Origin of the sequence: Marinomonas ostreistagni, from assembly GCF_016888445.1 — a bacterium.
Taxonomy (GTDB): Bacteria; Pseudomonadota; Gammaproteobacteria; order Pseudomonadales; family Marinomonadaceae; genus Marinomonas; species Marinomonas ostreistagni.
Genome location: NZ_JAFEKF010000001.1, coordinates 208,335 through 234,312 on the forward strand (window position 1 = coordinate 208,335; position 25,978 = coordinate 234,312).

The 25,978-nt window shown below is 48.4% G+C and carries 25 protein-coding genes; 6 read left to right on the top strand and 19 right to left on the bottom strand.

Going from position 1 to position 25,978, the window contains the following annotated elements:
• Positions 1 to 77 precede the first annotated feature (77 nt).
• Positions 78 to 941 carry a prephenate dehydratase gene (locus JQX58_RS00920; protein WP_204144951.1) on the top strand — a complete coding sequence of 288 codons (864 nt, stop codon included), beginning with the start codon at positions 78 to 80 and terminating at the stop codon, positions 939 to 941.
• On the opposite strand, the gene JQX58_RS00925 is transcribed toward JQX58_RS00920, so the two are convergent.
• The 8 genes from JQX58_RS00925 to JQX58_RS00960 all read right to left on the bottom strand — a co-directional run bounded on the left by JQX58_RS00925 (position 938) and on the right by JQX58_RS00960 (position 9,901).
• Positions 938 to 1,699, bottom strand: a complete 762-nt coding sequence (locus tag JQX58_RS00925; protein ID WP_204144952.1) for an alpha/beta fold hydrolase — start codon at positions 1,697 to 1,699, stop codon at positions 938 to 940. The two genes, JQX58_RS00920 and JQX58_RS00925, sit on opposite strands and share 4 nt — an antisense overlap.
• 107 nt (positions 1,700 to 1,806) lie before the next feature.
• Positions 1,807 to 2,100, bottom strand: coding sequence for a class I ribonucleotide reductase maintenance protein YfaE (yfaE, locus tag JQX58_RS00930; RefSeq protein ID WP_239090111.1), 294 nt, complete (start codon positions 2,098 to 2,100; stop codon positions 1,807 to 1,809).
• Positions 2,078 to 3,214, bottom strand: coding sequence for a class Ia ribonucleoside-diphosphate reductase subunit beta (nrdB, locus tag JQX58_RS00935; RefSeq protein ID WP_204144954.1), 1,137 nt, complete (start codon positions 3,212 to 3,214; stop codon positions 2,078 to 2,080). The genes yfaE and nrdB overlap by 23 nt, the downstream gene beginning before the upstream one ends.
• Before the next feature lie 90 nt (positions 3,215 to 3,304).
• Positions 3,305 to 5,572 carry a class 1a ribonucleoside-diphosphate reductase subunit alpha gene (gene nrdA, locus JQX58_RS00940; protein ID WP_204144955.1) on the bottom strand — a complete coding sequence of 756 codons (2,268 nt, stop codon included), beginning with the start codon at positions 5,570 to 5,572 and terminating at the stop codon, positions 3,305 to 3,307.
• 446 nt (positions 5,573 to 6,018) lie between these two features.
• Positions 6,019 to 6,663: a pyridoxamine 5'-phosphate oxidase gene (gene pdxH, locus JQX58_RS00945; protein WP_204144956.1), complete on the bottom strand. Its 645-nt coding sequence runs from the start codon at positions 6,661 to 6,663 to the stop codon at positions 6,019 to 6,021.
• 3 nt (positions 6,664 to 6,666) lie between these two features.
• Positions 6,667 to 7,302, bottom strand: a complete 636-nt coding sequence (gene coq7, locus JQX58_RS00950; RefSeq protein WP_204144957.1) for a 2-polyprenyl-3-methyl-6-methoxy-1,4-benzoquinone monooxygenase — start codon at positions 7,300 to 7,302, stop codon at positions 6,667 to 6,669.
• Positions 7,303 to 7,316: 14 nt separating this feature from the next.
• Positions 7,317 to 7,658 carry a histidine triad nucleotide-binding protein gene (locus tag JQX58_RS00955; RefSeq protein ID WP_204144958.1) on the bottom strand — a complete coding sequence of 114 codons (342 nt, stop codon included), beginning with the start codon at positions 7,656 to 7,658 and terminating at the stop codon, positions 7,317 to 7,319.
• Positions 7,659 to 7,705: 47 nt separating this feature from the next.
• Positions 7,706 to 9,901, bottom strand: a complete 2,196-nt coding sequence (locus JQX58_RS00960; protein WP_204144959.1) for a 7TMR-DISM family protein — start codon at positions 9,899 to 9,901, stop codon at positions 7,706 to 7,708.
• A gap of 122 nt (positions 9,902 to 10,023) precedes the next feature.
• On the opposite strand from JQX58_RS00960, the gene JQX58_RS00965 reads away from it, so the two are divergent.
• Positions 10,024 to 10,275 (top strand): hypothetical protein, encoded by a 252-nt coding sequence (locus tag JQX58_RS00965; RefSeq protein WP_204144960.1) that lies wholly within the window; start codon positions 10,024 to 10,026, stop codon positions 10,273 to 10,275.
• Between the two features lie 75 nt (positions 10,276 to 10,350).
• Here JQX58_RS00965 and purD read toward each other — a convergent pair whose 3' ends face one another.
• From purD to dsbD, 9 genes are all read right to left on the bottom strand, one after another.
• The gene (gene purD, locus JQX58_RS00970) at positions 10,351 to 11,640 is read right to left on the bottom strand and encodes a phosphoribosylamine--glycine ligase (protein ID WP_204144961.1); all 1,290 of its coding nucleotides are present in this window, start codon (positions 11,638 to 11,640) and stop codon (positions 10,351 to 10,353) included.
• Between the two features lie 20 nt (positions 11,641 to 11,660).
• Positions 11,661 to 13,235 carry a bifunctional phosphoribosylaminoimidazolecarboxamide formyltransferase/IMP cyclohydrolase gene (gene purH, locus JQX58_RS00975; RefSeq protein ID WP_204144962.1) on the bottom strand — a complete coding sequence of 525 codons (1,575 nt, stop codon included), beginning with the start codon at positions 13,233 to 13,235 and terminating at the stop codon, positions 11,661 to 11,663.
• An 84-nt stretch (positions 13,236 to 13,319) separates the two neighbouring features.
• A complete protein-coding gene (fis, locus tag JQX58_RS00980; protein ID WP_204144963.1) occupies positions 13,320 to 13,598 on the bottom strand; it encodes a DNA-binding transcriptional regulator Fis in 279 nt (92 codons plus the stop codon).
• Between the two features lie 100 nt (positions 13,599 to 13,698).
• Positions 13,699 to 14,664 carry a tRNA dihydrouridine synthase DusB gene (gene dusB / locus JQX58_RS00985; protein ID WP_239090113.1) on the bottom strand — a complete coding sequence of 322 codons (966 nt, stop codon included), beginning with the start codon at positions 14,662 to 14,664 and terminating at the stop codon, positions 13,699 to 13,701.
• Between the two features lie 152 nt (positions 14,665 to 14,816).
• Positions 14,817 to 16,145: a zinc-ribbon and DUF3426 domain-containing protein gene (locus JQX58_RS00990; protein WP_204144964.1), complete on the bottom strand. Its 1,329-nt coding sequence runs from the start codon at positions 16,143 to 16,145 to the stop codon at positions 14,817 to 14,819.
• A gap of 24 nt (positions 16,146 to 16,169) precedes the next feature.
• A complete protein-coding gene (gene prmA, locus JQX58_RS00995) occupies positions 16,170 to 17,057 on the bottom strand; it encodes a 50S ribosomal protein L11 methyltransferase (protein WP_204144965.1) in 888 nt (295 codons plus the stop codon).
• A 99-nt stretch (positions 17,058 to 17,156) separates the two neighbouring features.
• Positions 17,157 to 18,497, bottom strand: a complete 1,341-nt coding sequence (gene accC, locus JQX58_RS01000; RefSeq protein ID WP_204144966.1) for an acetyl-CoA carboxylase biotin carboxylase subunit — start codon at positions 18,495 to 18,497, stop codon at positions 17,157 to 17,159.
• 21 nt (positions 18,498 to 18,518) lie between these two features.
• Positions 18,519 to 18,965 (bottom strand): acetyl-CoA carboxylase biotin carboxyl carrier protein, encoded by a 447-nt coding sequence (gene accB, locus JQX58_RS01005; protein WP_204144967.1) that lies wholly within the window; start codon positions 18,963 to 18,965, stop codon positions 18,519 to 18,521.
• A 221-nt stretch (positions 18,966 to 19,186) separates the two neighbouring features.
• Positions 19,187 to 20,992 carry a protein-disulfide reductase DsbD gene (dsbD, locus tag JQX58_RS01010; RefSeq protein ID WP_204144968.1) on the bottom strand — a complete coding sequence of 602 codons (1,806 nt, stop codon included), beginning with the start codon at positions 20,990 to 20,992 and terminating at the stop codon, positions 19,187 to 19,189.
• Between the two features lie 105 nt (positions 20,993 to 21,097).
• Between dsbD and JQX58_RS01015 the strand changes: the two genes are divergently transcribed.
• From JQX58_RS01015 to JQX58_RS01025, 3 genes are read left to right on the top strand one after another with little or no spacing between them, the layout of a single operon-like run.
• Positions 21,098 to 21,883: a hypothetical protein gene (locus JQX58_RS01015; RefSeq protein ID WP_204144969.1), complete on the top strand. Its 786-nt coding sequence runs from the start codon at positions 21,098 to 21,100 to the stop codon at positions 21,881 to 21,883.
• 16 nt (positions 21,884 to 21,899) lie between these two features.
• A complete protein-coding gene (locus JQX58_RS01020) occupies positions 21,900 to 22,925 on the top strand; it encodes a DUF2333 family protein (RefSeq protein ID WP_204144970.1) in 1,026 nt (341 codons plus the stop codon).
• Between the two features lies 1 nt (position 22,926).
• A complete protein-coding gene (locus JQX58_RS01025; RefSeq protein WP_204144971.1) occupies positions 22,927 to 23,424 on the top strand; it encodes a GNAT family N-acetyltransferase in 498 nt (165 codons plus the stop codon).
• A gap of 13 nt (positions 23,425 to 23,437) precedes the next feature.
• Here the strand turns inward: JQX58_RS01025 and JQX58_RS01030 are convergent, their stop codons facing one another.
• The gene (locus tag JQX58_RS01030) at positions 23,438 to 24,784 is read right to left on the bottom strand and encodes an anti-phage deoxyguanosine triphosphatase (protein ID WP_204144972.1); all 1,347 of its coding nucleotides are present in this window, start codon (positions 24,782 to 24,784) and stop codon (positions 23,438 to 23,440) included.
• 111 nt (positions 24,785 to 24,895) lie between these two features.
• On the opposite strand from JQX58_RS01030, the gene JQX58_RS01035 reads away from it, so the two are divergent.
• Positions 24,896 to 25,198, top strand: a complete 303-nt coding sequence (locus tag JQX58_RS01035; RefSeq protein ID WP_204144973.1) for a LysR family transcriptional regulator — start codon at positions 24,896 to 24,898, stop codon at positions 25,196 to 25,198.
• Positions 25,199 to 25,224: 26 nt separating this feature from the next.
• On the opposite strand, the gene JQX58_RS01040 is transcribed toward JQX58_RS01035, so the two are convergent.
• Positions 25,225 to 25,959 (bottom strand): phosphoadenylyl-sulfate reductase, encoded by a 735-nt coding sequence (locus tag JQX58_RS01040; RefSeq protein ID WP_204144974.1) that lies wholly within the window; start codon positions 25,957 to 25,959, stop codon positions 25,225 to 25,227.
• Positions 25,960 to 25,978 lie beyond the last annotated feature (19 nt).

A 25,978-nucleotide genomic window follows, 5' to 3' on the forward strand; every position in this document is an offset into this window, starting at 1 on the left:
CTCTGTTGACGCTTCGTGTGTTGTGCCACGCCGCTCTATACGCCTTGAAACCCGTATAAAAGGACGAAATTCATCTTATGCCAAACTGTGACACGCAAACTGCTGTTGATCAAGTAGTTGCTTACCAAGGTGAGCCAGGGGCTTACTCTCACTTGGCGAGCAAGCACTGCTTTCCTGAGTGGCAAATGCACCATTGCGCTAGCTTCAGTCAGGCTTTACGTAAGGTGGAAGAAGGCAGTGCTACATATGCCATGATCCCAGTAGAGAATTCTACTGCAGGCCGTGTGGAAGAGATTTATCGCGAGTTAAAAGGTACCGAGCTGTTTGTGGTCAAAGAGCACTTTGAGCCCGTCAGTCACTGCTTGATTGGCGTCGACGGTATGACATTGGATCAAGTCACTCATATAGGCAGTCATCCGCAGGCGTTAGCGCAGTGTGACCGTAATATTCGCGCACTTGATGCACGCCCAGTCGCCATGTATGACACAGCGGGGGCTGCGAAACAGCTGGCCGAGTCAAAAGAGTCAGGGCTTGCTGTGATTTCTTCCAGTTTGGCAGCAGAGCTTTATGGGCTGTCGATCTTAAAGTCCCACTTCAATGATGTGGACGGAAACACCACGCGCTTTTTGGTCTTCGCCAAAAGTCAGCATAAGCCAGATTATGTTGAGGGCGAACGCTACATCACGACTTTCTTATTTCGCGTGCGTAATATCCCTGCGGCGCTTTATAAAGCCATGGGTGGCTTTGCCACACATGGCATTAATATGTTGAAGCTTGAGAGTTATATGCTTGATGGCGAGTTTACCGCAACGCAGTTTTACATTGATGTTGAGGCGCATCTAGACGCGCCTAAAATGCAGGCGGCGTTGGCAGAGTTACGCTTTTTCTCAGAAGACGTGCGCATTCTCGGAACTTACCCTGCCGCTAGTTATCGTAGTTAACCTTGTAAAAAGCGTTTCACCAAGCTGGCGAAAGTAGTGGGCTTCTCGGCGTGCAACCAGTGCGCCGTATCAGGAATCATTTTGACGCTGGCATTGGGGAAGTGCTTTAGAGTTTGCTGCTGGAATTTAGCTTGGATATAGGGCGAATGTTCGCCTTTGATAAACAAGGTTTCCGTCTCGATGCCTTCGCGTAAGGGCGGCTGCTCAAGCAGAGTAGGGTAGCTGTGGTACAGCTCCTCAAGCCCCAAATCAATCATATGACCTTCACCGTCACGCTTCAGGTTCTTTAATAAAAACTGGCGAATGCCTTGGTTGTCTTCATAGGGTGCCAATAGGTCATCAGCGGCTTTACGGCTGCTTGGGCGTTGCTCATTAATGAGGCGCAAGCCTTTAAAAATCTCTGTGTGGCTCGGTTTATAAGTAACCGGAGCGATGTCTGCCACCACAAGTTTTTTAATCTTATCAGGGTAATCACTGGCCATCTGCATCACCACTTTGCCGCCGATGGAGTGGCCAAGTAAATAAATGCTATCGAGCTTATTTTCTTCTAACCAAGCATTGATGGCCTCAGACATCGCTGGAAACGTGACTGGGTCTAAGCGCGAGGATTTGCCATGATTCGGTAAATCTAAACAGTACACGGTGAAATGCTCAGACCATTTTTGAGCAATTGAATGCCAGTTATCGGCATTGCCAAATAGGCCGTGAAGCACGACTAACGGAGGTAAACCTTCCCCGTACTGTTTTGCATGAATCATATTAAATGTCCTCTAGTGGCGGATCACAAGGCGCTAATAATAGCAAAGAAAGCTTATGCCGCGAATCATAAGGAGGGCGGTGCCCGTTAACAGGCTAGGGTGAGCAATCAAAAAAAGCCGATTTCAATATCACTTTTGACGATCGCACAGCAGGCGAGCATGGCGCCGCTATGTATCCAAGCTAGCGGTTCCACTGGGTATTCAACTTTGCCCCAGAGTAATTTGATGGCGCAAGAGGAGCAGTACCCCTCGCGACATTGGTATTCGATGGTGACGCCCGCACGCTCGAGCTGGGGCAGCAGAGGCTCATCTTCGCTGACAAGAATCTGCTGTTTGCCCAATAAAACTCGGTGTACTTGTGGGTCTTCAGGCGCTTTGTTAGAGGTCGCCAAAATCGTCAAAATCTGCTCCATCTAGATCGTTGTCAATTTGCCCAACTAGGTAAGACGTGATTTCCGCTTCTTGTGGGGCGACTTGTACGTTGTCACTGACAAGCCATGCATTGATCCATGGGATTGGGTTGTTCTTGGTCTCAAATTGGGCTTCTAGACCAACTGCCTGCATACGCACATTGGTGATGTACTCAACGTATTGACCAAGGATTTGTGCGTTTAGGCCAATCATTGAACCATCTTTGAATAGGTATTTAGCCCAGTCTTTTTCTTGCTGTGCCGCTTCGACGAAGATATTGATCACATCGTCTTTGCATTCTTCAGCGATTTTCGCCATTTCTGGATCATCACGACCCAACGCCATCAAGTTCATCATGTGCTGCGTGCCGTTTAGATGAAGAGCCTCATCGCGGGCAATTAGCTTGATGATTTTAGCGTTACCTTCCATCAAAGTACGCTCAGCAAAGGCAAAGCTACAAGCAAAGCTGACGTAGAAACGAATCGCCTCTAGCACGTTCACAGAAGCAACGGTCAGGTAGAGGGCTTTTTTAAGCGAGTGCATGCTGACAGTTACGTCACCACGCTCTGGCACATGGTGTACACCTAGACCAAGCGTGTTGTATAGATTGACCAGTTCAATCAGATCGTCGTAGTACTTAGAGACACTGATAGCACGCTTGGCGATCTCGTCATTAACGATGATGTCGTCAAACACTTTAGTCGGATCATTGACGATGTTACGAATGATATGAGTGTAAGAGCGGCTGTGAATCGTTTCTGAGAATGACCAGGTTTCGATCCACGTCTCAAGCTCAGGCAAAGACACGATCGGCAGCAGGGCAACGTTTGGTGAACGACCTTGGACACTGTCCAGCAAGGTTTGGTACTTAAGGTTACTTAAGAAGATGTGTTGCTCATGCACTTCTAGTTTCAAGAAGTCTTTGCGGTCATTAGATAGATCCACTTCCTCTGGACGCCAAAAGAACGACAGTTGCTTTTCGATAAGCTTTTCGAAGATCGGATGCTTTTGCTGGTCGTAACGTGCAACGTTAACGTTTTCACCAAAAAACATAGGTTCTTGAAGGCTGTCGAATTTTTTACGATTGAAAGTAGAGTAACTCATTGCCGAAAGTGATCCTTAACTGTGACCGCATATAACTATTAAAATGAAAAATAGGGTGGCCCCGCGCATTAGTACGCAGGGCCAAAGGTTTTAGATCTTACAAGCGCCGCCAGCACAATCATCAACCATGTCGTCTTGCTTGTCTTCTGCACCGTCACGAGTGTTGTGGTAGTACAGCGTTTTTACGCCCAATTTGTAAGCGGTTAGAAGGTCTTTTAGGATCACCTTCATAGGCACTTTGCCCGCTTCAAACTTAGTTGGGTCGTAGTTAGTGTTGGCAGAGATCGCTTGGTCTACGAATTTTTGCATGATGCCGACCAATTGTAGGTAGCCATCGTTTGATGGAATGCTCCACAAAAGCTCGTAGTTGTTTTTCAAACGGTCAAACTCTGGCACAACTTGCTTCAAGATACCGTCTTTACTGGCTTTGATGGATACAAAACCACGTGGTGGCTCAATACCATTGGTTGCGTTACTGATCTGCGAAGAGGTCTCTGAAGGCATCAGCGCGGTCAATGTAGAGTTACGCAAACCGTGCTCTTTGATCTCACTACGTAGCGTTTCCCAGTCGTACTGCAAAGCGGTAGAAACGACGCTATCTAGCTCTTTTTTGTAGGTATCAATTGGCAAGATGCCTTTTGAGTACGTCGTTTCGTTAAAGCCAAGACATGGGCCAAACTCTTTTGCTAGCGTGTTAGACGCTTTTAGCAAGTAGTACTGGATCGCTTCAAACGTCTCGTGTGTCAGGTTGTTGGCACTGCCATCTGAGTAACGCACACCGTGCTTCGCTAGATAGTAAGCGTAGTTGATGACGCCTACACCCAAGGTACGACGTTGCTCAGTGGCACGTTGTGCCGCTGGTACTGGGTAGTTTTGGTAATCCAGTAGACTATCTAGTGCACGTACGATCAGCTCAGACAGTTCTTCTAGTTCGTCTAGGTTTTTCAAAGCGCCCAAGTTGAAAGCGGACAGCGTACATAGGGCAATTTCACCTTCTGGATCGTCGATGCGATTAAGCGGCTTAGTCGGCAGCGCAATCTCAAGACATAGGTTACTTTGCTTAACCGGTGCAACGCTTGGGTCAAACGGACTGTGGGTATTACAGTGGTCAACGTTTTGTAGGTAAATGCGACCAGTGCTGGCACGTTCTGAGGCGAACAAAGTAAACAGTTCCGACGCTTTAACGGTTTTCTTACGGATGCTCTCGTCGGCTTCGTATTGAGTGTATAGGCGGTCGAATTCTTCTTGGTCAGCGAAGAAAGCGTCGTACAGGCCAGGTACATCAGATGGGCTGAACAGTGTGATGTCACCGCCTTTGATAAGACGTTGGTACATCAGACGGTTAAATTGCACACCGTAGTCAAGGTGGCGCACACGGTTTTCTTCAACACCACGGTTGTTCTTCAGTACCAATAGGCTTTCGACTTCAAGGTGCCAAATTGGGTAGAACACGGTTGCTGCACCACCACGAACACCACCTTGAGAACAGCTTTTAACCGCTGTTTGGAAGTGTTTGTAGAATGGGATACAGCCAGTGTGGAACGCTTCACCGCCACGGATTGGGCTACCAAGGGCACGCAAGGCACCCGCATTGATACCGATCCCCGCACGTTGGCTGACGTATTTTACGACTGCGCTTGAGGTCGCGTTGATTGAATCAAGCGAATCACCACATTCGATCAAGACACAGCTACTGAACTGACGCGTAGGGGTACGGATGCCTGACATGATTGGCGTCGGCAAAGAGATCTTAAATTGTGACACCGCGTTGTAGAAACGGCGAATTAGGTCTAGGCGGCTTGCTTGGTCGTACTCGGCGAATAGGCAGGCAGCCACTAAGATGTAGATGAACTGCGGACTTTCGTAGATATCACCTGTCACACGGTTTTGAACAAGGTATTTGCCTTCTAGCTGCTTCACTGCGGCGTAAGAGAAGTTCATGTCACGTGAGTGATCAATAAAACCATTGATGATGTCTAGGTCTTCAGCTGAGTATTTCTCTAAAATTTGCTTGTCGTAACGACCTTGTTCAACCAAGTTGCGCACGTGGTCATGCAAGTGTGGCGGCTCAAAATCGCCAAACGCTTTTTTACGTAGGTGGAAGATCGCTAAGCGCGCAGCAAGGTATTGATAATCTGGTGCGTCTTCAGAGATAAGATCCGCCGCAGACTTGATCAGTGTCTCGTGAATGTCTGTGGTGCGGATGCCTTCAAAGAATTGAATTTGAGCTTTTAGTTCAACCTGCGAAACGGAAACATTCTCTAAGCCTTCAGCTGCCCAAGTGATGACTTTGTGGATTTTATCTAGGTTTATGTTTTCGGTGGTGCCGTTCCGCTTGGTGACTGTCAGAGTGCTCATGCCTTAAATTCCCGTTATGGCAGTAAAACCTGTGGATATACTGTATATAGTATTTTGGGTTACTGCTTGATACTAGATGTAGTGTTAAATTGCTTATCGATGGCACGAACAATAGTGCTCATGTGGCTGAAAATCAAGCCTTGAAAAATACAAAAATTTGCGCCTCAGCCTATAGTGAAGTGGTCACTTACGTCACCGCGCCCAAAAGTTCTGAAACGAATAAATGCAACCCTTAAAAGATTTTTTTGCATCCTCTTTTTGGCGTTATTGATTCAGCTTGGGTGGTTTAAAACGTGCGCCTTAGTCTTTCTAAAGCGGGCTGAGCAATAAGCGGATTAAGGGCTTAGACGGAGGAATGTATAACCGCGCCTGAGCGGCACTGCATGAGTGCTCACAAGGTATTAAATTATGGTAGGGCGTTGGCCTAGGCCAACGCCCTAAGAGGCTTATGGCGCTTTACGCACGCGACTCCAAGCATCTCCTTCGCGCTCGAAGCAAATGCGGTCGTGTAGACGGCTCGGACGGCCTTGCCAAAATTCAATATAGGTTGCTTGCACCGAATAGCCTCCCCAGTTCTCAGGGCACGGGAGTACATCTTGATCGGCAAATTGTTGTTCAAGTGCGGCAAACTCGTTGGCTAAGACATCGCGAGATTCGACTACTTGGCTCTGGCGTGACACGCTAGCGGCAATTTGACTGCCTTTAGGGCGTGTTGCGAAATACGCTTCAGAGACTTCTCGTGCGACTTTGGTCGCGATGCCTTCAATGCGAATTTGACGTGACAGCGCGGGCCAAAAGAAAGTCAGTGAGACGTTGGCATTGTGCGCAATATCTTGTCCTTTATCACTGTCGTAGTTGGTAAAGAAAGTAAAACAGTCTTGGTTGCGCTGTTTTAATAGTACCGTGCGACAGTGTGGCTTGTTGTCAGCATCCACAGTGCTCAATAGCATACCAGTTGGGTCGTCAGGGCAGGTTTCGATGGCCTGATCTAACCAAGCGTCAAACAAAGGAAGGGGATCGTTGCCAGCTTCTTGTTCGGTTAAGTCGGCAAACTGATAATCACGACGTAAAGATTGTAAATCACGATTCATAGCTTAGATCCGGTAAGTTGAGTGAGTCATTAATTTGGACACCATAGTCATAACACGCATCACAGGCTGTGGAAATTGGTAGCCACCAGAGTCCAAGGCCATTTGTTTGTGTTTGGCTTCATCAATGTGCATTTGTTCGAGTACTGCACGGGAGCGGGCGTCTTGTTCGGGGAGTGCAGCCATATGCTTATCAAGGTGGAGGCATACTTGATCTTCGGTGGCGGCGACAAAGCCTAAGCTGAGTTTATCGCTGACTAAGCCAGCCCCAGCACCGATGCAAAAAGAGGCGCCATAAAATAGTGGGTTGAGAATACTTGGTCGACTGCCTAGCTCATAAAGTCGTTCTTCGCACCACACCAAATGGTCGATCTCTTCGTCGGCCGCATGCTCCATGTCCGTTCGCACGCTGGCTAACTTGGCGGTCGTCGCTTGGCCAGCATACAGAGCTTGGGCACAGACTTCGCCAGTGTGATTGATGCGCATCAGGCCTACTGCATGTTGTCGCTCAGCGCTGTCTAGCGATGCGTCTTCGTGGGCTTGTGCCGGCGAAGGCCGCGCCGCTTTGGCGGCTTTAGGGACAAGGGTTTGCAGAGCTCTATCCAGTTGAAGTACTGCTTTATCGATTGCTGTTAGCTGCATGGTTGAATCCTCTGCTAGCCTGGAGGCCAAGTCATCGCACGGCCGCCGAGTACGTGCATGTGAATGTGATAGACTGTTTGACCGCCCATTTCATTGCAGTTCATGGTGACACGAAAGCCGTCTTCAGCGATGCCTTTTTCTTTGGCCACGCGTGCTGCCACGATCGGTAATTTACCTAATAGGGCTGCATCGTCATCGCTAACATCATTAAGGGTGCTGATGTGGCGCTTAGGAATCACTAGAAAATGCGTTGGGGCTTGAGGGGCGATGTCCTCAAAGGCGATAACATCATCGTCTTGGTATAAAATCGTCGCCGGAATATCGCCTTGTACAAGTTTGCAAAATAGGCAGTCCATGGATATCTCCTAATCGTGTATTCATTATTCAAAGAAGCGGCTAAGGCTCAACTGCTTAATAAGTGTCTATTGACCCGCGGCAGGATTAGCTTATCTTCTTTATTTAAACGCTCTAGTTCAGCGATCAGCATACTCTCAATATTGGCGCTGTAGATGTAGCTGTCAAAGCCTAGATTACTGGCATATTCTTTTGACATTTTAACATCGTTTGAAATCAATAGGCATGTGTCGCGATCGTGTAATTCGCTCTTGAAGCGCTCCAGTTGTGAAGTGCCAAAGTTTTCTTTGTCTTCAAACAGCAGGATGCTAAAGCGCGATGTATCATGACGATAGTGTAATAGTGACAGCAGCTCGTCCAGTTGGTCGATGTGTGCCACCGAGAATAAGCGCGAGTGAAGAATGTTTTGCGCGCGTTCGATTTCGTCCGAATCTTGTCCCACGATCACTAACACCAGTTCTTCGTTGTGGGTTTTCTTAGCCAGCTCACTGGCTTCAATGTAATTGAGAGCCACAGGGATATCGAAGATCATTTTACGATTACGGCCCTCACCCTCGATTTGAATCGTGCCTTCTAAATATTGCACAAGTTCATTTAGATAGCGGCAGCCCAAGGTGTGTTGAGCATTCACCTCGATAGAGCTAGGGAGAGGATACACTTCTATGTGTAAGTTTTTGAGACTGTCGCGCTCTAGTATTTCGACCTCGGTGTCGATGCTTAATACTTGGTCGGTATGGTGTTTCAGCTCTTCCATAATGGTTTGAAACATATGCTTAAACAGCGCGCTTTTGGCCGTTAATTCCCAGCAACTAATGTCATTGTAGTGCAGCTCTATCTCTGAGTCGTTTTGATCCAGAGACTGAAACCCCGTGAGTGCTTGTTCGATTAGAATTTGTAAATTGATGGTGCTGTACGAATGTGACGGTGGCGTATTGGCATGAATGCGGTGCATGTTGGTGAGCTTTTCTGCCAAATGAGTTAGGTTGGCATGCGCGCGTTTGATTTTCTCGCTGCCGTGCTCGTGCTGATTTTGTTCGTAGTACTCGACGATAGCGGTTTGGTTTTTAATGCGTGTGGCAATGTCGTCCAGTAATGCGGTGTTGTCTGCGGCAAATACTTCTGTTTTGGTTTGGCTATTACGGCCTGGTGTTAAGTTAGTCATTAAGCCAGTGAAGTGAATCAATGCTTCTAAAATAATCGATACCGTCAGTCCCCATTCAAACCACGAAGGCAGCGGTACGATGCCATAAGCACTGAGTACCCAAGTAATATAGCCCGACGTGAGTACCAGTCGGGCGGTAAAGTAGTATTTTGAGTAGGGCAGTTTTTTGCTCACGGCATAAATGGATAAGCCAAACAAGAACAGCAAAGTAAAGGCCGCGGCCAAGGTTAGTAGGGCGATATTTAATTCACTCGGCGCGAGGCTGTAGAGCACCGCTAGCACCAAGTCAATAAAGCCGATGGCCAGAAGCGCTCGATCGGTGCGTGGTAAAAAGTCCTTGGTGCTCAAGTAGGAGCGAGTGAAGTAGGTGATAGCTGCTGCACACGCCAGTGAGTTGAAGTTGTACAGCCGTTCTTGCAGCCCAGAGAAAGAGGGCAGTAACTGATAAATAAATCCATGCATAGACAGGTGCAGCGCAGCAATGCCAATCAGTAGTAAGCTGTAGACGCCATACATAGAGCGGCGAGTTTTAATAAAGAAAAACATGTTACACGCAAACAGCATAAACAAAATGCCGAGCAGTAGACCTGTGATGGTTAGATCTTGCTCCATATCCATGGCTAAAGCCGACAATGTCTTAATTTCAACGAGGAAGTTGATCGGCAGATGCGAGTTTACTTTTACATACAGTGTATAGACTGGCGGCACATTCGCAGGTAGCGGCACCACATAATCAGGATAAGATACTGAACGGTTGTCAAACGCGCGCGCCTCGCCCATTTCTTTAAAGATTTGATTGTTCGTTAGGCCGGGCGTATATACATCAATGACCTGCACACGGGGAGCCTTGATATGCAGCACAGCGGGCGTGTTAGCAGGAAGGTTTTGCGCAATATCAACGCGCACCCAGACGTTGCCTTTTACTAAACCAAACTGTAAAAATTCACTTTTAAGTGGAATGAAACTTTTGCGCAATGCTTCTGAGTCTATATCTCGAAGCGTTAAGTTGCTGGATTGATCAATATAGTAACTGCCTACATCAGCGACGTTCACACTTTGATTTTGCTCGTCTAATATAGCCATCACAGGGGCGCTGTATGCAAAGCTTGTGAATAGCGTGAGCGTCATGAATATAAGTAGTTTAAAATAGTGCTTGATCAAAATGGCCTCCAGAGGCCTACATTATTAACTAGTTAGGGTGTGAAATGCTATATCCAATCTTGGTGGAATATTATGTTTGGTGGTGTATTGCCTTGTTGGTCATCACCTGGTTTACACGGGTGCATCAAGGGCAAACACGAACCAATTTTTTATATGGTTACGCAATGCTAGGCACTGTGGGCTTTTTGCTCGACTTTGATTGGATGGCAGGCGTGATTTTTGGTTTGATTGTTTTGGAGTTGGGTAAGGTATTTAAGGCGTGGCTGGATAAGAAGCAAGCCAACTTAAAAAAGTAGCCTAAAGCAGGCTGCAAGGGTGCTAAAGACAAAAAAGGCCACACACTGTGTGGCCTTTTTGGATAACGCTAAAGCTTACTTCTCTTGCTCGCGTGACACGGCGCGATGACCGATGTCTGTGCGGAAGTAAACCTTGTCCCATGATAGGTGTTTGACCACTTCGTAGGCACCAGCTTGTGCGTCAGCAACAGTATCGCCTAGTGATACCGCGCAAAGTACACGACCACCGCTGGTGACGATGTTGCCATCTTTTTCAGAAGTACCTGCGTGGAACACTTTTTGGTGCTCTGGCAGTGCAACATCGTAGCCAGAGATCGCATCGCCTTTGTTGTAGGACGCAGGGTAGCCACCGGCAGCCAAGACAACGCCAAGGCTAGCACGAGGGTCCCAGTCCGCTTCCACGGTATCCAGTTTGCCATTCACCGCAGCAAGACACATGGCTACAAGATCAGAGCGTAGACGCATCATGATAGGTTGTGTCTCAGGGTCGCCAAAGCGGCAGTTGTATTCCAGCACTTTTGGTGTGCCGTCAGCGGCGACCATGACACCGGCGTAAAGGAAGCCACGGTAGCGGTTGCCTTCAGCGTTCATGCCTTTTACGGTCGGCATAACGACTTCGTTCATGATGCGATCATGAATTTCTGGCGTCACCACAGGAGCAGGTGAGTAAGCCCCCATGCCGCCTGTGTTTGGGCCAGTGTCGCCGTTATCACGGGCTTTATGGTCTTGGCTTGATACCATCGGTAAAACAGTCTCACCGTCAACCATGACGATAAAGCTGGCTTCTTCACCCACTAGGAACTCTTCAACCACTACACGTGAGCCGGCATCACCAAATGCGTTACCTGCTAGCATGTCTTCTACGGCAGCAATGGCTTCGGCTTCCGTTTGTGCAACGATAACGCCTTTACCAGCAGCCAGACCGTCGGCTTTAACAACAATCGGTGCGCCTTTGGCTTTGATGTACTCGATGGCTGCTGGAATTTCAGTGAAATTCGCATAATCAGCCGTCGGGATATTGTGACGCTCTAAGAAGTCTTTGGTGAAAGCTTTTGAGCCTTCTAGCTGTGCAGCCGCTTTGGTTGGCCCAAAGATTGGCAAGCCTGCCGCTTCAAATGCATCCACGACACCGATCACTAGCGGTGCTTCTGGGCCAACGATGGTTAGGCCGATTTGCTTTTCTTGGGCAAAGGCCAATAACGCATCGATGTCTTCAACGCCGATATTAACGTTTTCTACTTTGGCTTCGAGGGCGGTACCTGCGTTACCTGGTGCGACGTAAACAGTGTCTACGTCGGCAGATTGAGCGGCTTTCCAGGCCAGCGCGTGTTCGCGCCCGCCGTTACCAATTACAAGAACATTCATGCTGGAATCCTATGTCTTTATTAGTGGCGGAAGTGGCGCATGCCAGTGAAGACCATTGCCATGCCAGCTTCGTCAGCCGCTGCGATGACTTCTTCGTCACGCATTGAACCGCCAGGCTGGATAACAGCAGTGATGCCTGCTTCAGCCGCCGCATCGATACCGTCGCGGAATGGGAAGAATGCATCAGAGGCCATAACAGAACCTTCTACTTGTAGGCTTTCATCCGCCGCTTTGATGCCAGCGATTTTCGCAGAGTAAACGCGGCTCATTTGGCCAGCGCCCACACCGATGGTTTGACCTGCTTTGGTGTACACGATCGCATTAGACTTAACGAATTTCGCTACTTTCCAAGCGAATAGAAGGTCTTTTAGTTCTTCTTCAGAAGGTTGACGCTTCGATACAACTTTCAGGTCGTCCATGGTAACCGCACCGTCATCACGGTCTTGCACCAATAGGCCGCCATTTACGCGTTTGTAGTCAAGCGCTGCTGGCTTGTCTTTTGACCATTCGCCACACTCAAGAAGACGTACGTTTTGCTTCGCTGCTACCACGTCAATCGCACCTTGGCTAACTTTAGGGGCAATAATGACTTCAACGAATTGGCGCTCAACGATCGCTTGTGCCGTTTCTGCTGTCAGCTCTTGGTTGAAGGCAATGATGCCGCCAAAGGCAGACGTTGGGTCGGTTTTGAAGGCTAGATCGTATGCTTCTAATTGGTTGTCAGCGATCGCAACACCACATGGGTTAGCGTGCTTAACGATGACACAAGCTGGCTCATCAAAGCTTTTCACGCACTCAAGTGCTGCATCGGTATCAGCGATGTTGTTGTAAGACAGAGCCTTACCTTGTAGCTGTTTAGCGGTGCTGATAGAGGCTTCTTGTGGGTTAGATTCAACGTAGAAAGCCGCTTTTTGGTGTGGGTTTTCGCCGTAACGCATCTCTTCTTGCTTGTCGAATTGCAAGTTGAACGTGCGTGGGAAGTCTTCGCTGCCACCGTCGACTTTTTTGCCTAGGAAGTTAGCGATGTTACCGTCGTAGTTAGACGTGTGTTCGAATGCTTTTACAGCTAGGTCGAAGCGCTGCTCGTAAGTCAAACCGCCGTCAGCTTTAAGAGAAGCAAGAATGCCTTCGTAGCTTGCAGGATCTACCACAATAGCCACATCTTTGTGGTTTTTCGCTGCTGAGCGAACCATAGTTGGGCCACCGATGTCGATGTTTTCAATCGCCATAGGCAGATCGCAATCAGGGCGTGCGATGGTTGCTTCAAATGGGTAAAGGTTCACAACCACCATATCGATTTCGTCGATGCCGTGCTCTTGCATAACCGCACCATCGATGTCACGACGACCTAGAATACCGCCGTGTACTTTTGGGTGAAGTGTTTTAACACGGCCATCCATCATTTCAGGGAAGCCTGTGTAATCAGACACTTCTACAGCTTTTACGCTGTTTTCAAGAAGTAGTTTGTAAGTGCCGCCAGTAGACAGGATTTCTACGCCTTGGTTAGCCAATTCGCGTGCGAATTCAACAATGCCTGATTTGTCGGATACGCTGATCAGAGCGCGTTTGATAGGTGTTGTATTTGAGTTTGCCATTATGCTTCTCGCAATGTGATTAACGTCAATAAATGTTGGGGAACGGGTAAAACGAAAAAAGGGCGTAAAGCGCCCTTTTTTAACTTACAGCATACCGTACTGCTTCAATTTTTTGCGAAGTGTACCGCGATTTAAGCCTAAAATCGCAGATGCCTTAGTTTGATTGTCCTTAGTGTAGTGCATGACGGACTCAAGTAAAGGAGCCTCAACTTCAGCAAGTACAAGTTGGTACAAATCAGTAACAGGCTGGCCATCTAGATGAGCAAAGTAGTTTTGCAATGCTTTTTCTACATTGTCGCGCAGAGTTTGCGATTGCTCAGCAGAAGCTGTTTGAAACGTTTGAGTATGTGTTTGATCTACCACAGAATAACCTTCTATTTTAAAGCTAACCATTGTTGAACAGTGGCAGGGCAAGCTCGTGGCTTGAGGCACTGTTCAGTTACCAGAGATGCTGCTTAGTAGTCTAAGAAGCAAAGAATTCATTCAACAGATCGAGCTGTTCTTGTGCATCTTCGATGCGATTAAACTGGCTTCGAAATGGCGTTGTGTCTGCCAGTGTTTGCAGATACCAACCCACGTGTTTACGGGCAATGCGTGTTCCCATGTGCGTACCATAAAAGTCATGCAGCGCGGCGACATGGCGCATGACAATGGCTTTAACTTCATCCTTTGAAGGTGCTGGTAACAGTGTGTTGTTTTCTAAGTAGTGATTGATTTCCCGGAAGATCCATGGGCGTCCTTGGGCTGCGCGTCCAATCATGACAGCGTCCGCTTGCGTATAATCAAGTACATGTTTGGCTTGTTCAGCGCTACATATGTCACCATTGGCAAATACCGGAATGGCGATCGACTGTTTGATCTTGGCAATGGTGTCGTATTCAGCTTGGCCTTTAAATTTGCAGGCACGCGTACGACCATGTACGGCAAGGGCTTGAATACCAGATTGTTCGGCAATTTTGGCGATACGTGTACCGTTACGCTCATCTTCGGCCCAACCGGTCCGAATTTTTAAGGTGACCGGCACATCGACACTACTTACAACAGATTCGAGTATTTGTTTGACCAGAAGCTCATCGCGCAATAAGGCCGAACCAGCGGCTTTATTAAGCACTTTTTTGGCAGGGCAGCCCATGTTGATGTCAATGATTTGCGCCCCAAGCTCAACGTTTTGACGCGCGGCTTGCGCCATCATGTCAGGATCTGAGCCTGCGATTTGCACTGAGCGTGGCGCCACTTCCGCATCATGAACCAAGCGCATACGGCTTTTGTTCGAATGCCACAGGCGCACATCAGAGGTGACCATTTCTGACACCACTAAGCCTGCTCCATGTTGATGACAAAGGCGTCGAAAAGGTAAGTCTGTTACGCCTGCCATAGGGGCGAGAATAACAGGCTTTTCGATGCTGTAATTGCCGATGTTGAAGGCCATGATGTGTTATACCGAATCTGTTTTGTTAAAGATCTGCTACACCGTCGAGCGGGCGTGAATAATACCTAGGCGATAGGTGTTTTTGAAGTCTTGACAACAAAGAAATTGGCTAAAAATTGTGCTTATTTTGAATGTGTATATTAAATGCACATTTAGTAGGACTGTGTTTGATTAGAGAACACTTTAATCTGGTGGGTCACTGCACGTGCGCCTGGGTCTTGAATTGGAATAACCACGTGGATGGGAGTGCTTGGGGGCATGTAGGTGATGTCGAGGAAATCACGGTGCAAATAGCTTTGTGGGGCGAACAATCGCGCGGCCACAGGCATGCGGTTTAGGTCGTAAAACTCCAATGCGAGTTTGGGCATGGGCTGAGCAAACTGGCTGGTGTTGGTCATGATAGCATTGACCTGCAAGGTGTTTGGCAGGGTCGGATGGCTTTGGATGCGCACATGCTCGATCTCGATCGCACTGATGTCTTCGAAGGCCGGTAAAGAGCAGCTTAGGTAAGAGCAGGCGGCGCGATAAAAGCCACGAAATTCGGGGGAGCGGCTACCTTGGTCGAAAAAGCCAATCGCAATTTGAATTAGGAGTAAGAGCAGGGCAGCGACGCTTCCCAGAGACCATAACCAGCCGTATTTGGTTTTCTTTGACGCTCGCTTAGGGGTATCAGAGTCTGTTAGTGATGCCAAACTGTACTCAGCCGCCAACTGTTTCATGCTTTCTTGCGATTGATAGTCGTCTTGGCTCAGCTGATCTTGCTTAGAAATATCATGGGCCAGTGAGTGCAGCGCTTGCATGTAATCTGGCTCATGACTTGAAGTGCTGGCGTGACTGGTGCGGGTTGGCTTAGTGGTGCTAGGCGCGGCACTTGGTTGTGTAGGGTGTTCTACTTTGAGTTGCTCACTGAACACAGGCTCATGTTCAGGTGCTTGGCGCGAGAACTCGTCTTCGAGTTCTGCCAGTTCAACTTCCCATGGGGCCAGTTCATCGGCATTGTGGCGCGCCGGTTGGTCCTGAGTGTTGCGGTTCGTGGTACCCTGCTTGGGATTACTTGCCTGAGTAGAAGCGTTTGTATTGACGTCTTCGCTAAGTGGATCTGTAGCGGGTTCGGGCGGCGTATACGGCGCTAGGTCCTCTTCATGAAATAGCGTGTCTAGCCAATCAGGGTTGACGCTGCCATCTTCTTGCACTGGCGCAGTGACAGTTTCCACAGCGGGTTTTGGCTCACGCTTAGGGGGGCTTTCTGGCTCGGCATACTGATAAGTAGGGGCTGGATTGCTTGGTGTTGGCTGGCTTTGCGGTGTTGCTTGGCGCGCCGTTTTGGTTGCAGTAGAGGTTTCAGTGGGCTGCGCGGCAGCCGTGAAGATGTGGAAGCATTGACCACAGCGTACCTTGCCTTTTGCCATACTGAGCACTTCTTGAGTGACGCGAAAGGTGGTGGCGCATTTTGGGCAGCGTGTGATCATGCTATCGGACATAGTGGTGTATTCTTTCCTAGTACACTAAAGCTTCTTTGCAACGATGCGAATCCATTCTTCTTTTTCACTGATAGATTCAATACTAAACCAAGGCTTGTAAGCTTCAACCACTGAATGGGCTTGGCTTTCTAAAATGCCGGATAGGGCAAGCAAGCCCCCTTGTTTAACCAGCTTAGAGATGGTTTCAGACAATTCAGCTAAAGGGCCAGCCAGAATATTAGCCACCACGATATCGGCTTCTACATCCGTATCATGGGGTGGTAGTTTAACTTCATAGCGCTCCGCTGTGATGTGATTACGCTCAGCGTTTGCTTGGGTCGCTTCGACTGCTTGTGGGTCAATGTCGATGCCGACCATAGACTTGGCTCCTAATAATAAGCCTGCAATGCCTAAGATACCAGAGCCGCAGCCGTAGTCGATGATGGTTTTGTCTTGGCAATCAATCGAATCCAGCCATTCTAAACACAGTGCTGTGGTCGGGTGTGTACCTGTACCAAAAGCCAAGCCTGGATCAAGAATTAGGTTAACCGCATCCGCATCCGGTGCTTCGCGCCAGCTTGGGCAGACCCATAAACGTTCACCAAATTGAATTGGGTGGTAGCTGTCCATCCATTCACGAATCCAATCTTTGTCTTCTAGGATTTCAATCTTAAGATCAATCTCAGAGTCGCCTAGGTGTTCGGCTTTGTGTACCACGGCGCTGCGGATGTGCTCAATATCTGCATCGGCATCGAATAGGCCTGTGACACGGGTGTTTTTCCAAAGTGGCGTAGTGTTTAAATCTGGTTCATAGACCGGATCATCGTGTACGTCTTCGAAGGTGACGACCAGAGCGCCACACTCAAGTAAAGTGTCTTCGAAAGCAGGAACATGTTCTGGCGTTGTATGAACGCGGATTTGCAGCCAAGGCATGAGTAATAAGGTCCAATGCGAGTTTATTGAAGCGTGATTTTGAATCTTTAAGAAGGGAGGGTACTACACCTCCGTGCGGAGGTGTAGTAACTCGGCGCATTAAAGGCCGAGTTTCTTTTCCAAGTAATGGATATTAACGCCGCCTGCGATGAAGTTAGAATCGGTAACCAATTCTTTCTGCAATGCGATGTTGGTTTTGATGCCATCAACAAATGTCTCATCTAGCGCCACTTCAAGGCGTTTTAAAGACTCTTCGCGAGTGTCAGCAAAACAGATGACTTTTGCGATCATAGAATCGTAAGTCGGTGGTACAGAGTAGCCACTGTAAAGGTGTGAGTCGACGCGCACGCCCATGCCGCCCGGTGCGTGGAAGTAGTTAACTTTGCCTGGGCTTGGCATAAAGGTTTGTGGGTCTTCAGCGTTGATACGTGCTTCGACCGCGTGACCTTTGATTTTCACATCTTCTTGCTTGATCGATAGCGGTAGACCGCTGGCAATGCGTAGCTGTTCTTTAACGATGTCCACGCCAGTCACCATTTCCGTTACTGGGTGCTCTACTTGTACACGAGTGTTCATTTCGATGAAGTAGAAACGGCCATCTTCGTATAGGAACTCAAACGTACCAGCACCGCGGTAGCCGATCTTGATACAGGCGTCGACACAGGCTTGTAGACATTGTGCGCGAGCGTCTTGATCTAGATGTGGCGCTGGCGCTTCTTCCAATACTTTTTGGTGGCGGCGCTGCAAAGAACAGTCACGGTCGTAAAGGTGAACCGCATTGCCTTGACCATCTGCCAGTACTTGCACTTCAACGTGACGTGGGTTGGTTAGGAATTTCTCCATGTAAACCGTGCTGTCACCGAAGTAAGAGCCTGCTTCAGATTGTGTGATGCTGATCGATTTTAGTAGGCTGCCTTCATTGTGAACCACGCGCATACCACGACCACCACCGCCAGCTGCGGCTTTGACGATCACTGGGTAGCCGATTTCACGGGCGATACGCATACACTCGTCTGGATCGGTTGGCACAGGGCCGTTTGAACCAGGTACGGTTGGTACGTTCGCTTCACGCATCGCTTCGATAGCAGACACTTTGTCACCCATCAGGCGAATCGTCTCTGCTTTAGGGCCGATGAAAGTAAAGCCAGAGCGCTCAACCTGCTCAGCAAAATCTGCGTTTTCCGCCAAGAAGCCGTAGCCTGGGTGAATCGCACAAGTATCTGTTAACTCGGCTGCACTGATCAATGCAGGAATATTCAGATAGCTGTCTTTCGATGGGTTAGGGCCGATACAGATGGATTCATCTGCAAGGCGTACGTGTAATAAGTCGCGGTCAATTTTCGAGTGAACCGCAACTGTCTTGATACCGAGTTCTTTACAAGCGCGTAGAATACGCAGTGCAATTTCGCCTCGGTTAGCAATCAATACTTTATCTAGCATGATGAAACCTTTGGCCGTAAATTAAACGATAGTAACAAGCGGTTGATCGAATTCGACTGGCTCGCCGTCTTCTACAAGAATGGCACCGATTGTACCTGACTTGTCAGCTTCGATTTGGTTCATCATCTTCATCGCTTCAACGATACAGATAGTATCGCCAGCGTTAACTTTTTGACCTACTTCAACGAATGACTTCGCACCTGGAGCAGGTGACTGGTAGAAAGTACCTACCATTGGAGAGTTCACTGTGTGGCCAGTGACCGCAGCTTCAGCTGGCGCAGCTTCTGGAGCGGCTGCTGCAGGGGCTGGCGCCGCCGCTGGAGCAGGTGCTGCTACCATTTGAGGGGCTGCTACAGGCGCTCCGCCACGGCTGATTCGAACTGCTTCTTCACCTTCCTTGATCTCGATTTCGTATACGTTCGATTCTTCTAGTAGTTCGATAAGCTTTTTAATTTTGCGAATGTCCATGTTGACTCTCTTTTCTTTTGTCTAAGTAATCAGTCTTGTTCCGTCCTGAAATACGCTCAGGACAGGCGCTCCAAGGCAAAAGCGTATACAAATTTGCTTTTGTCTTTTTGGGAAATTCAATTAGCCGGAAATTATCAGTAAAAAGCACGATATTGTCCAGTTTTGAGGCTAAAAAACCTATAACTTGTTTTGCTGTATGTTTTTTGTTCTGCAGTAAACTCTTACTGGTTTGGCTGTTTTAAAACCGCCTGTAAGCGCTCTAACACCTCTTGTTTGGTTGGCTCCCCGACAAGGTTGTAATCATGAATTTGCTCTGCTTGGGCATCAAAAAATAGCATGGCTGGCGGTCCAAATAATTGATATTGATTCAAAAAGGCCTGATTGGCTTCGTCATTGTTAGTAACATCTACCTGCACAAAGGTGACTTGTTCCAACAGCGGCAGCACATCAGGGGCTTTAAATACTTCTTCTTCGGTGACTTTACAACTGATACACCAGTCTGCGTAGAGGTCGACCACGACCGGGCGATTGCTTTGTGCCAGTATGCTGTCTAATTCTTGCGAGCTAGTGATGGTGGCATAATAAGGTACTTGTTCGGAGTGCTCAGATGCCGAGTTGTTGGAGCCTAACCCTTGTAGTGGCTTAAGTGGATTATAGTTACCAGCAAGGCCGCCTACGAACTGAGTGCTACCGACAACTAGGGTGACCACAGCAATGAACCAGCGCACTGGGTGAGATAAACCTGTAACGGCACGATGTAAGAAATACGCGCCCAGTGCAATTAGCCAAGCCCCCCACAAATAGAGTGTGTACGGGCCACTGATCCAGCGAATGGCTAACCAGATGGCTAGTGCGAGCAGACCAAAGCCCATCAGCTTTTTCATATCTTCTAGCCATGGGCCATTTTTCGGAAGAACTTTGCTGCCCAACGCTCCTACGAGTAGTAGTGGAATGCCCATTCCTAGGCCCATCACAAATAAGCTTGCGGCCCCAAACATTGGGTCAGAGCTGGTGCTAATGTATAGCACGACCCCTGCTAGCGGCGCTGACACACAAGGTGACACCACGAGTGTGGCAAAGATGCCAGCTAAAAACACGCCTAATACGCGAGATTTGGTGTTTTGTGACTGACTAGCTGTTTGGTCGAGCTTGGTTTGAAGTTTAGCGGGTAAGCGCAACTCAAATACTCCAAACATGGCGAGTGCCAGCAATACAAAGAGTGCGCTACTGACGCCTAAAATGATCGGGTTTTGCAGGGCTGCTTGAAGGTTAAGTTGAGCGCCAAACCAGCCCGCTAACGCACCAATCACAGCGTAGGTCAGAGCCATACCTAAGACGTACAGAGCGCTTAGGTAAAATCCTCCCCAACCTTTAGATTTACTGCCGACCACAATAGCACTCACAATTGGCACCATGGGTAACACGCAAGGGGTAAATGATAACAACAGCCCTAGTCCAAACATGGCGAGCAGTGCTTGCCAAACACTTGCTTGGGCTAAAATGCCAGAGACATTTTGTGCCCCCGAAATATTTACCGTAGGTGTTGAGGCTTGGCCGGCACTGGACTGGGAAGTGGAGTCTTGAGCAAGCGTGGAAAATTCGGTCGACATGGGGACTGACTGAGGTGGGTAACATAGACCTTGCTCGGCGCATCCTTGGTATTGCAAGGTGAAGTCAACCACTTTAGGTAGTTCTTGTGCAGGGATTTGAACCGGTAAGCGCAAAGAGTCGTAGTAGACCTCAACGTCACCAAAGTATTGGTCGTGTTTGGTTTTACCTGGCGGAATGTGAGCGAATTCAATGTCGGTGTCTACGGCGCTGACTTTGAGTTGGTGACGGTACAGGTAATAGCCATCAGCGATGTCCCAGCTAACCCAGACTTGGCCGTTATCATCTTGGCTGACGGAGCTTTGAAATGCTTGCTCAACCGGTAAAAATTCAGGCTCTGAGCTAAACGGTGAGCTAAGGCCAAAGGCTAAGCTTAGCGTTGAGAGTGTTAAGGCAAACAGGGCAACAAGGGCTCGCATAAATAGAGTACGCCTAATATAAATTCTGCTGGGTGGTTTCTTCGGCTGCAAAGGCGCTATAGACTACCAATCGACATGAAAGTTTCCAAATATCTAGGAGATCTCTTGAGTAAAAAAGCGCTTTTCTTGCTTACTTCGTCAATGTTTTTGGTCGCGTGTAGTGGTTTGTCCGTACAGGATTCCTCGCGTTCGACGCCAACTGCCGATATTGGCGCAGATAGGCAAGCGACCATGTCAGATAGTGGCAATAATTCTGCACAGACGTCAGCGCTGACTTCCCAGCAACGTTTTGATCGCATTACCGCGAATTTATTGCGCTCAGGCCAGCAAGCATTGGCGCGCAACCACTTATTAACGCCCGAAGGTGACAACGCCAACTTATACTTTCAAGTGGTACTTGGGCGTGACCCAGGTAATTATCAAGCGACGCTAGGTATTGCTGAAATAGTCGATCGTTATTTAGCATGGGCGGTGGGCGCTGCCGAGCGTGGTGATAGCGCGACGGCCAAGCATTTTTTACAGCAAGCACGTACGGTAAACAGTGGCGATCCTGCTATTCTTGAAGCAGAGCAAAGAGTGCGTAATTTGGCTCAGACAAGCGCTGCCGAGCGTAAACAAACGGTGCAAAATCCGTCAGCTTCAAGCCAATCAGACGCTTTCTTTGGTTTACCAAAAGATTTATTCGAGCGCTCTGATGAACAAGTGCTCGCGGTATTGCAGCCCATTATCGATCAAGTAGCGGCCACCCAAGCGGCGATTGAAATACATTGGTCGAATGATCGAGAAGGGCGGCTGCTGTACCAAATCATTAATAGTCGAACACCCGAATTTCGAGTCCGCGCTATGATCCATCGTAGTCAGCAGCACTCGGTTGAAGTCAAAGATAACTAACTATGGGAACACATCAATGGCAAAATTTATGAATAAAGTCTCTGGTCGACTGCCAAAAATGGGCAAGGGCATTACAGTCGGTGTGGTCGCAGCGGGCGTGTTGCTGACAGGTTTGGGCATGTACTGGAATTCAGAGCCCGACCAATTTAACGTGGTAAGCGAAGCGAAACAGCGCGCGCAACGCCTTAATCAAAACCCAGAACAGTTAGTAACGGGTTATGTGATGACCAACACGCTTTACACCTTAGTAGACACACTGTTGACCAAAAACGGTGGTTTTATCTCTAATGATATGTTGCCGCCGGGTGTGTTTATGGACAACATGCCTTCATGGGAATTTGGTGTCATGGTACAAGTGCGTGATTTGGCGCGTGGCCTGCGCAAAGAGTTTAGTCGTAGCCAGTCTCAGTCAACCGAAGACGAAAACCTGAAAATCGCCGAACCACAATATAACTTTGATACGCGTAGCTGGGCGCTCCCTTCGAGTGAAAGCGAATACCGCCGTGGTAACGATGAGCTACTTAAATACCTAGATCGTCTGGCAAGCCAACGCAGTAATGCGCAGTTTTATGCCCGTGCCGATAACTTAGCAGATTACTTGTCAGATATGTCGACTCGTCTTGGCAGTCTGTCACAACGACTCTCTGCTAGCGTTGCCAAAGAGCGTGAAAACACGGATTTAGCAGGGGTTGCTAACGCTCGTCAATCGACTGCAAGCTCATCGGTTAAATACGTCAAAACACCGTGGCTTGAAGTGGATAATGTATTTTATGAAGCGCGTGGTGCTAGCTACGCGATGCTGCATATCTTAAAAGCGGTGGAAGTCGACTTTGCTAATACCTTAGAAGGTAAGAATGCGCTGGTTAGCCTACGTCAGATCATTCGTGAGCTTGAGGCGACTCAGCAGACCGTTTGGTCACCCATGATTCTAAACGGTAGTGGTTTTGGCTTACTGGCGAACCATTCTTTGGTCATGGCATCGTACATGTCTCGTGCTAACGCACAAATGATCGATTTGATTCGTTTGCTAGAGCAAGGCTAACTTGAATCGCTCGCCCTCATTTGTGGTGCGTTTGGCTGAGATTGCCGACGCACCACAAATCCTTTCTATCTTTTTGCAATCCGAAGCCCAAGCGGTATTTAAGACCGGAGTCAGTCTAGCGTCAGTGGTTGAGTGGCTAGACAGTGCATCGCCAGAGCATCCTTTTTGGGTGGTTGAAGCCAATGCCGTTGTCGTTGGTTGGTGTGCATTAGAGCCGTTTTATGGTTTGCCTTCTTTAGTGGGCGCCCAAGAAATCGCCATCTATATCGATCAAGCGTTTCATGGTCAGGGGGCAGGTCGAAGTTTATTAGAGCACGTGATTAGCCAGCAAGCGTCATTGAAGCTTCACAGTTTAGTAGCCTATACCTTGGCCAATAATCAGGCTAGCCAAGCGTTTTTTAGTGCACAGGGATTTTCGCAATGGGGCTGCCTGCCACAACTGGCTCGAAGCCAGGGGCAGGTCTGTGATTTGCTGATGCTGGGGCGTCAACTGTCTTAGCTTGGCTGCTACGTCATATGGGTTCAAAGACAGAACCAGAACTTGGCACAAACAGGGTTTTGTAAATACGGCTGGCGTAATCGTCACTCATTGACGCCATATAATCGCAAATGATGCGATGGCCATTACCGCCAGCGTCAGAGATGTGTTGCCATTCTTTTGCCAATTCTTTAGGTAACAAACGCGCAGGATCGGCAGATAAAGCTTCAAACATCTCTAGCAACATTTGCTGACCTTTATAGACTAAGATCTGTACCTCAGGGCGCTGGATAATATGACGCATCTCAAAGGCCTTAAGTACATCAAGGGCAGCACGCTCAGGGGCTGGGAGTTGTGCTTGGAAGCGCAGCAAAGGATGCTCGAAGTTCTCTTTCTCGACCACTAAGCAACGGGTGATAAACCAGCTCACCAAATCACCGATGGCTTTTTTACGCAGGTGACTTTGTTTGCTAAATAGCTGCGTTTCGATGCGTGCTAGATTATTTCGTAAAAAGTCTGAATCAATCGCCTTAAGCGCGGGTAACAGGTGTTGTTGCCACATGTCACGTGTGACCATGCCCAAGACGATGGCATCTTCTAGGTCGTGTACGCCATAGGCAATATCGTCAGCCAAATCCATAATAGTCGTATCAAAGGCGGCGTGCTGTGTACGCCCGTGGCGCTGGAATTCAGGACGAGTAACTTGCAAAAATTGCTCGCGATCCTCGTCACTAAATGGCGCTAAAATCCAGTCTAACAACGGTGCTTCTTCAGCATAAACACACTTTGGTGGGTGCCAATCTTGGGCCTTGTAATGGCGCAAGTTGGTCGGCTTTTCTGGATACTGACCCGCAACGGATTCGTATAAGGCAGGATATTTGAGTACCCCAAGCATAGTTCGACGCGAGACATCCATGCCAAACTCTTCAGAGTAAGAGCCACGCTTCCCTAGGATGCGCAGGGATTGGCCATTACCTTCGAAGCCGCCATGCTCTGTCATCATAAAATTAAGTGCTACTTCGCCACCATGGCCAAAAGGCGGGTGGCCGATATCATGACTTAAACAAATGGTTTCCATTAAAGAGTTGCTGGCCAACCAAGGTTGGAAGGGAGCTTGTTCATCGTGAGACGATTGCAAGTGATACACAATACCACCGCCAATTTGTGCCACTTCTAGTGAGTGGGTTAAACGTGTGCGGCTGTAGTCGTTTTGGCGAATGGCGAGGATTTGTGTTTTGGATTGCAGGCGGCGAAACGCTGCGCTGTGGATGATACGGGCGCGATCTCTTTGATAGACATCACGGTGATCGTTACTGCGTTCTTGTCGCGGGCCTGAGCGGCGAGCCATCCATTGAGATACATCGAAATTGTCTGTGGTCATGCTTTGTATTCCTTCAAATACCCTAGTAGCAGTCTTTCATTAAAATACGATATAGGTCAATGTCTGGACCTAAGCTTAGCGGCATAATGTTTAGCGACATAAGGAAACATTATGCTGAATACTCAACATCTCATCACATTTAGAACATTGGTTGAAACAGGAAGTTTCACGCAGACGGCACGTAAGTTGGGCTTAACTCAACCGGCGGTCAGTCAGCACATACAAAAACTAGAAAAAGGACTTGGGGAAGCGCTATTGATACGTCACGGTCGCTCGACAGAGTTAACCGAAGCTGGGGAAGTGTTGTACCAACATGTGATTGACCTAGGGCAGTGCTATGACAGCTTTATGGTCAAATGGGACGGCTATATGGCGAAGAAAAAGACGGCAGAGCCGTTGCGCACCAGTGCCTAGAGCTGCGCTCTAGGCAGGTGTCGTGATTATGCCTGTGCCGTTGGGATGATATTACCCACGTGCAGGCCACACTCTTTGTGTTCGGACTCTTCCCACCACCAGCGGCCTTCGCGCTCGTGTTGGTTCGGTAGCACTGGACGTGTGCAAGGTTCACAACCGATGCTGATAAAGCCTTTTTGGTGTAGCTCGTTGAAAGGTACTTCAAATACTTTGATGTAGTTCCAAACGTCTTCAGAGCTCCAGTTTGCAAGTGGGTTGAACTTGTAAAGGGTATGCTCATCCGTGCTAAACGCACTGTCTTTTTCTGCAAAATCTAGTTGGTTACGTGTACCATGGCTTTGGTCTTTACGCTGCCCTGTAATCCACGCGTCTAAGGTCGCTAGCTTTTTGCGTAGCGGCGCCACTTTACGAATACCACAACACTCTTTATGTCCGTCTTCGTAGAAGCTGAATAAACCTTTTTCTTTGGTGAAGGCTTCAAGCTTTTCGGCATCCGGTGACATGATGTCAATGTTGATATTGTAGTGTTTACGCACTTGCTCGATAAAACGATACGTCTCAGCATGAAGGCGGCCAGTATCTAGCGAAAAGACGGTGACATCTTTTTTAGCTTTTACGGCCATGTCGATCAACACGACATCTTCTGCACCACTAAAGGAGATGGCAATGTTGTCGAATTCTTTTAGAGCACTGTGAATGATCTTCTGCGCTTCGTCAGCCTTATGGCTGGCGACGAAAGCGTCTAAGTCAAAGTTAGACATAGGTTTCAATCCTGCTATT

Coding starts and splice junctions, on each gene's coding strand:
- JQX58_RS01040 (WP_204144974.1), bottom strand. CDS start 25,959: ATGTCTAACTTTGACTTAGACGCTTTCGTCGCCAGCCATAAGGCTGAC.
- JQX58_RS00990 (WP_204144964.1), bottom strand. CDS start 16,145: ATGTCCGATAGCATGATCACACGCTGCCCAAAATGCGCCACCACCTTT.
- purH (WP_204144962.1), bottom strand. CDS start 13,235: ATGGCAAACTCAAATACAACACCTATCAAACGCGCTCTGATCAGCGTA.
- JQX58_RS00920 (WP_204144951.1), top strand. CDS start 78: ATGCCAAACTGTGACACGCAAACTGCTGTTGATCAAGTAGTTGCTTAC.
- nrdB (WP_204144954.1), bottom strand. CDS start 3,214: ATGAGTTACTCTACTTTCAATCGTAAAAAATTCGACAGCCTTCAAGAA.
- dsbD (WP_204144968.1), bottom strand. CDS start 20,992: ATGCGAGCCCTTGTTGCCCTGTTTGCCTTAACACTCTCAACGCTAAGC.
- JQX58_RS00925 (WP_204144952.1), bottom strand. CDS start 1,699: ATGATTCATGCAAAACAGTACGGGGAAGGTTTACCTCCGTTAGTCGTG.
- JQX58_RS01020 (WP_204144970.1), top strand. CDS start 21,900: ATGGCAAAATTTATGAATAAAGTCTCTGGTCGACTGCCAAAAATGGGC.
- JQX58_RS00955 (WP_204144958.1), bottom strand. CDS start 7,658: ATGGACTGCCTATTTTGCAAACTTGTACAAGGCGATATTCCGGCGACG.
- JQX58_RS01035 (WP_204144973.1), top strand. CDS start 24,896: ATGCTGAATACTCAACATCTCATCACATTTAGAACATTGGTTGAAACA.
- JQX58_RS00960 (WP_204144959.1), bottom strand. CDS start 9,901: ATGGCTATATTAGACGAGCAAAATCAAAGTGTGAACGTCGCTGATGTA.
- dusB (WP_239090113.1), bottom strand. CDS start 14,664: ATGGCCTTCAACATCGGCAATTACAGCATCGAAAAGCCTGTTATTCTC.
- nrdA (WP_204144955.1), bottom strand. CDS start 5,572: ATGAGCACTCTGACAGTCACCAAGCGGAACGGCACCACCGAAAACATA.
- accB (WP_204144967.1), bottom strand. CDS start 18,965: ATGGACATTCGCAAAATTAAAAAGCTTATCGAACTACTAGAAGAATCG.
- purD (WP_204144961.1), bottom strand. CDS start 11,640: ATGAATGTTCTTGTAATTGGTAACGGCGGGCGCGAACACGCGCTGGCC.
- accC (WP_204144966.1), bottom strand. CDS start 18,497: ATGCTAGATAAAGTATTGATTGCTAACCGAGGCGAAATTGCACTGCGT.
- pdxH (WP_204144956.1), bottom strand. CDS start 6,663: ATGAATCGTGATTTACAATCTTTACGTCGTGATTATCAGTTTGCCGAC.
- JQX58_RS00965 (WP_204144960.1), top strand. CDS start 10,024: ATGCTATATCCAATCTTGGTGGAATATTATGTTTGGTGGTGTATTGCC.
- coq7 (WP_204144957.1), bottom strand. CDS start 7,302: ATGCAGCTAACAGCAATCGATAAAGCAGTACTTCAACTGGATAGAGCT.
- prmA (WP_204144965.1), bottom strand. CDS start 17,057: ATGCCTTGGCTGCAAATCCGCGTTCATACAACGCCAGAACATGTTCCT.
- JQX58_RS01030 (WP_204144972.1), bottom strand. CDS start 24,784: ATGACCACAGACAATTTCGATGTATCTCAATGGATGGCTCGCCGCTCA.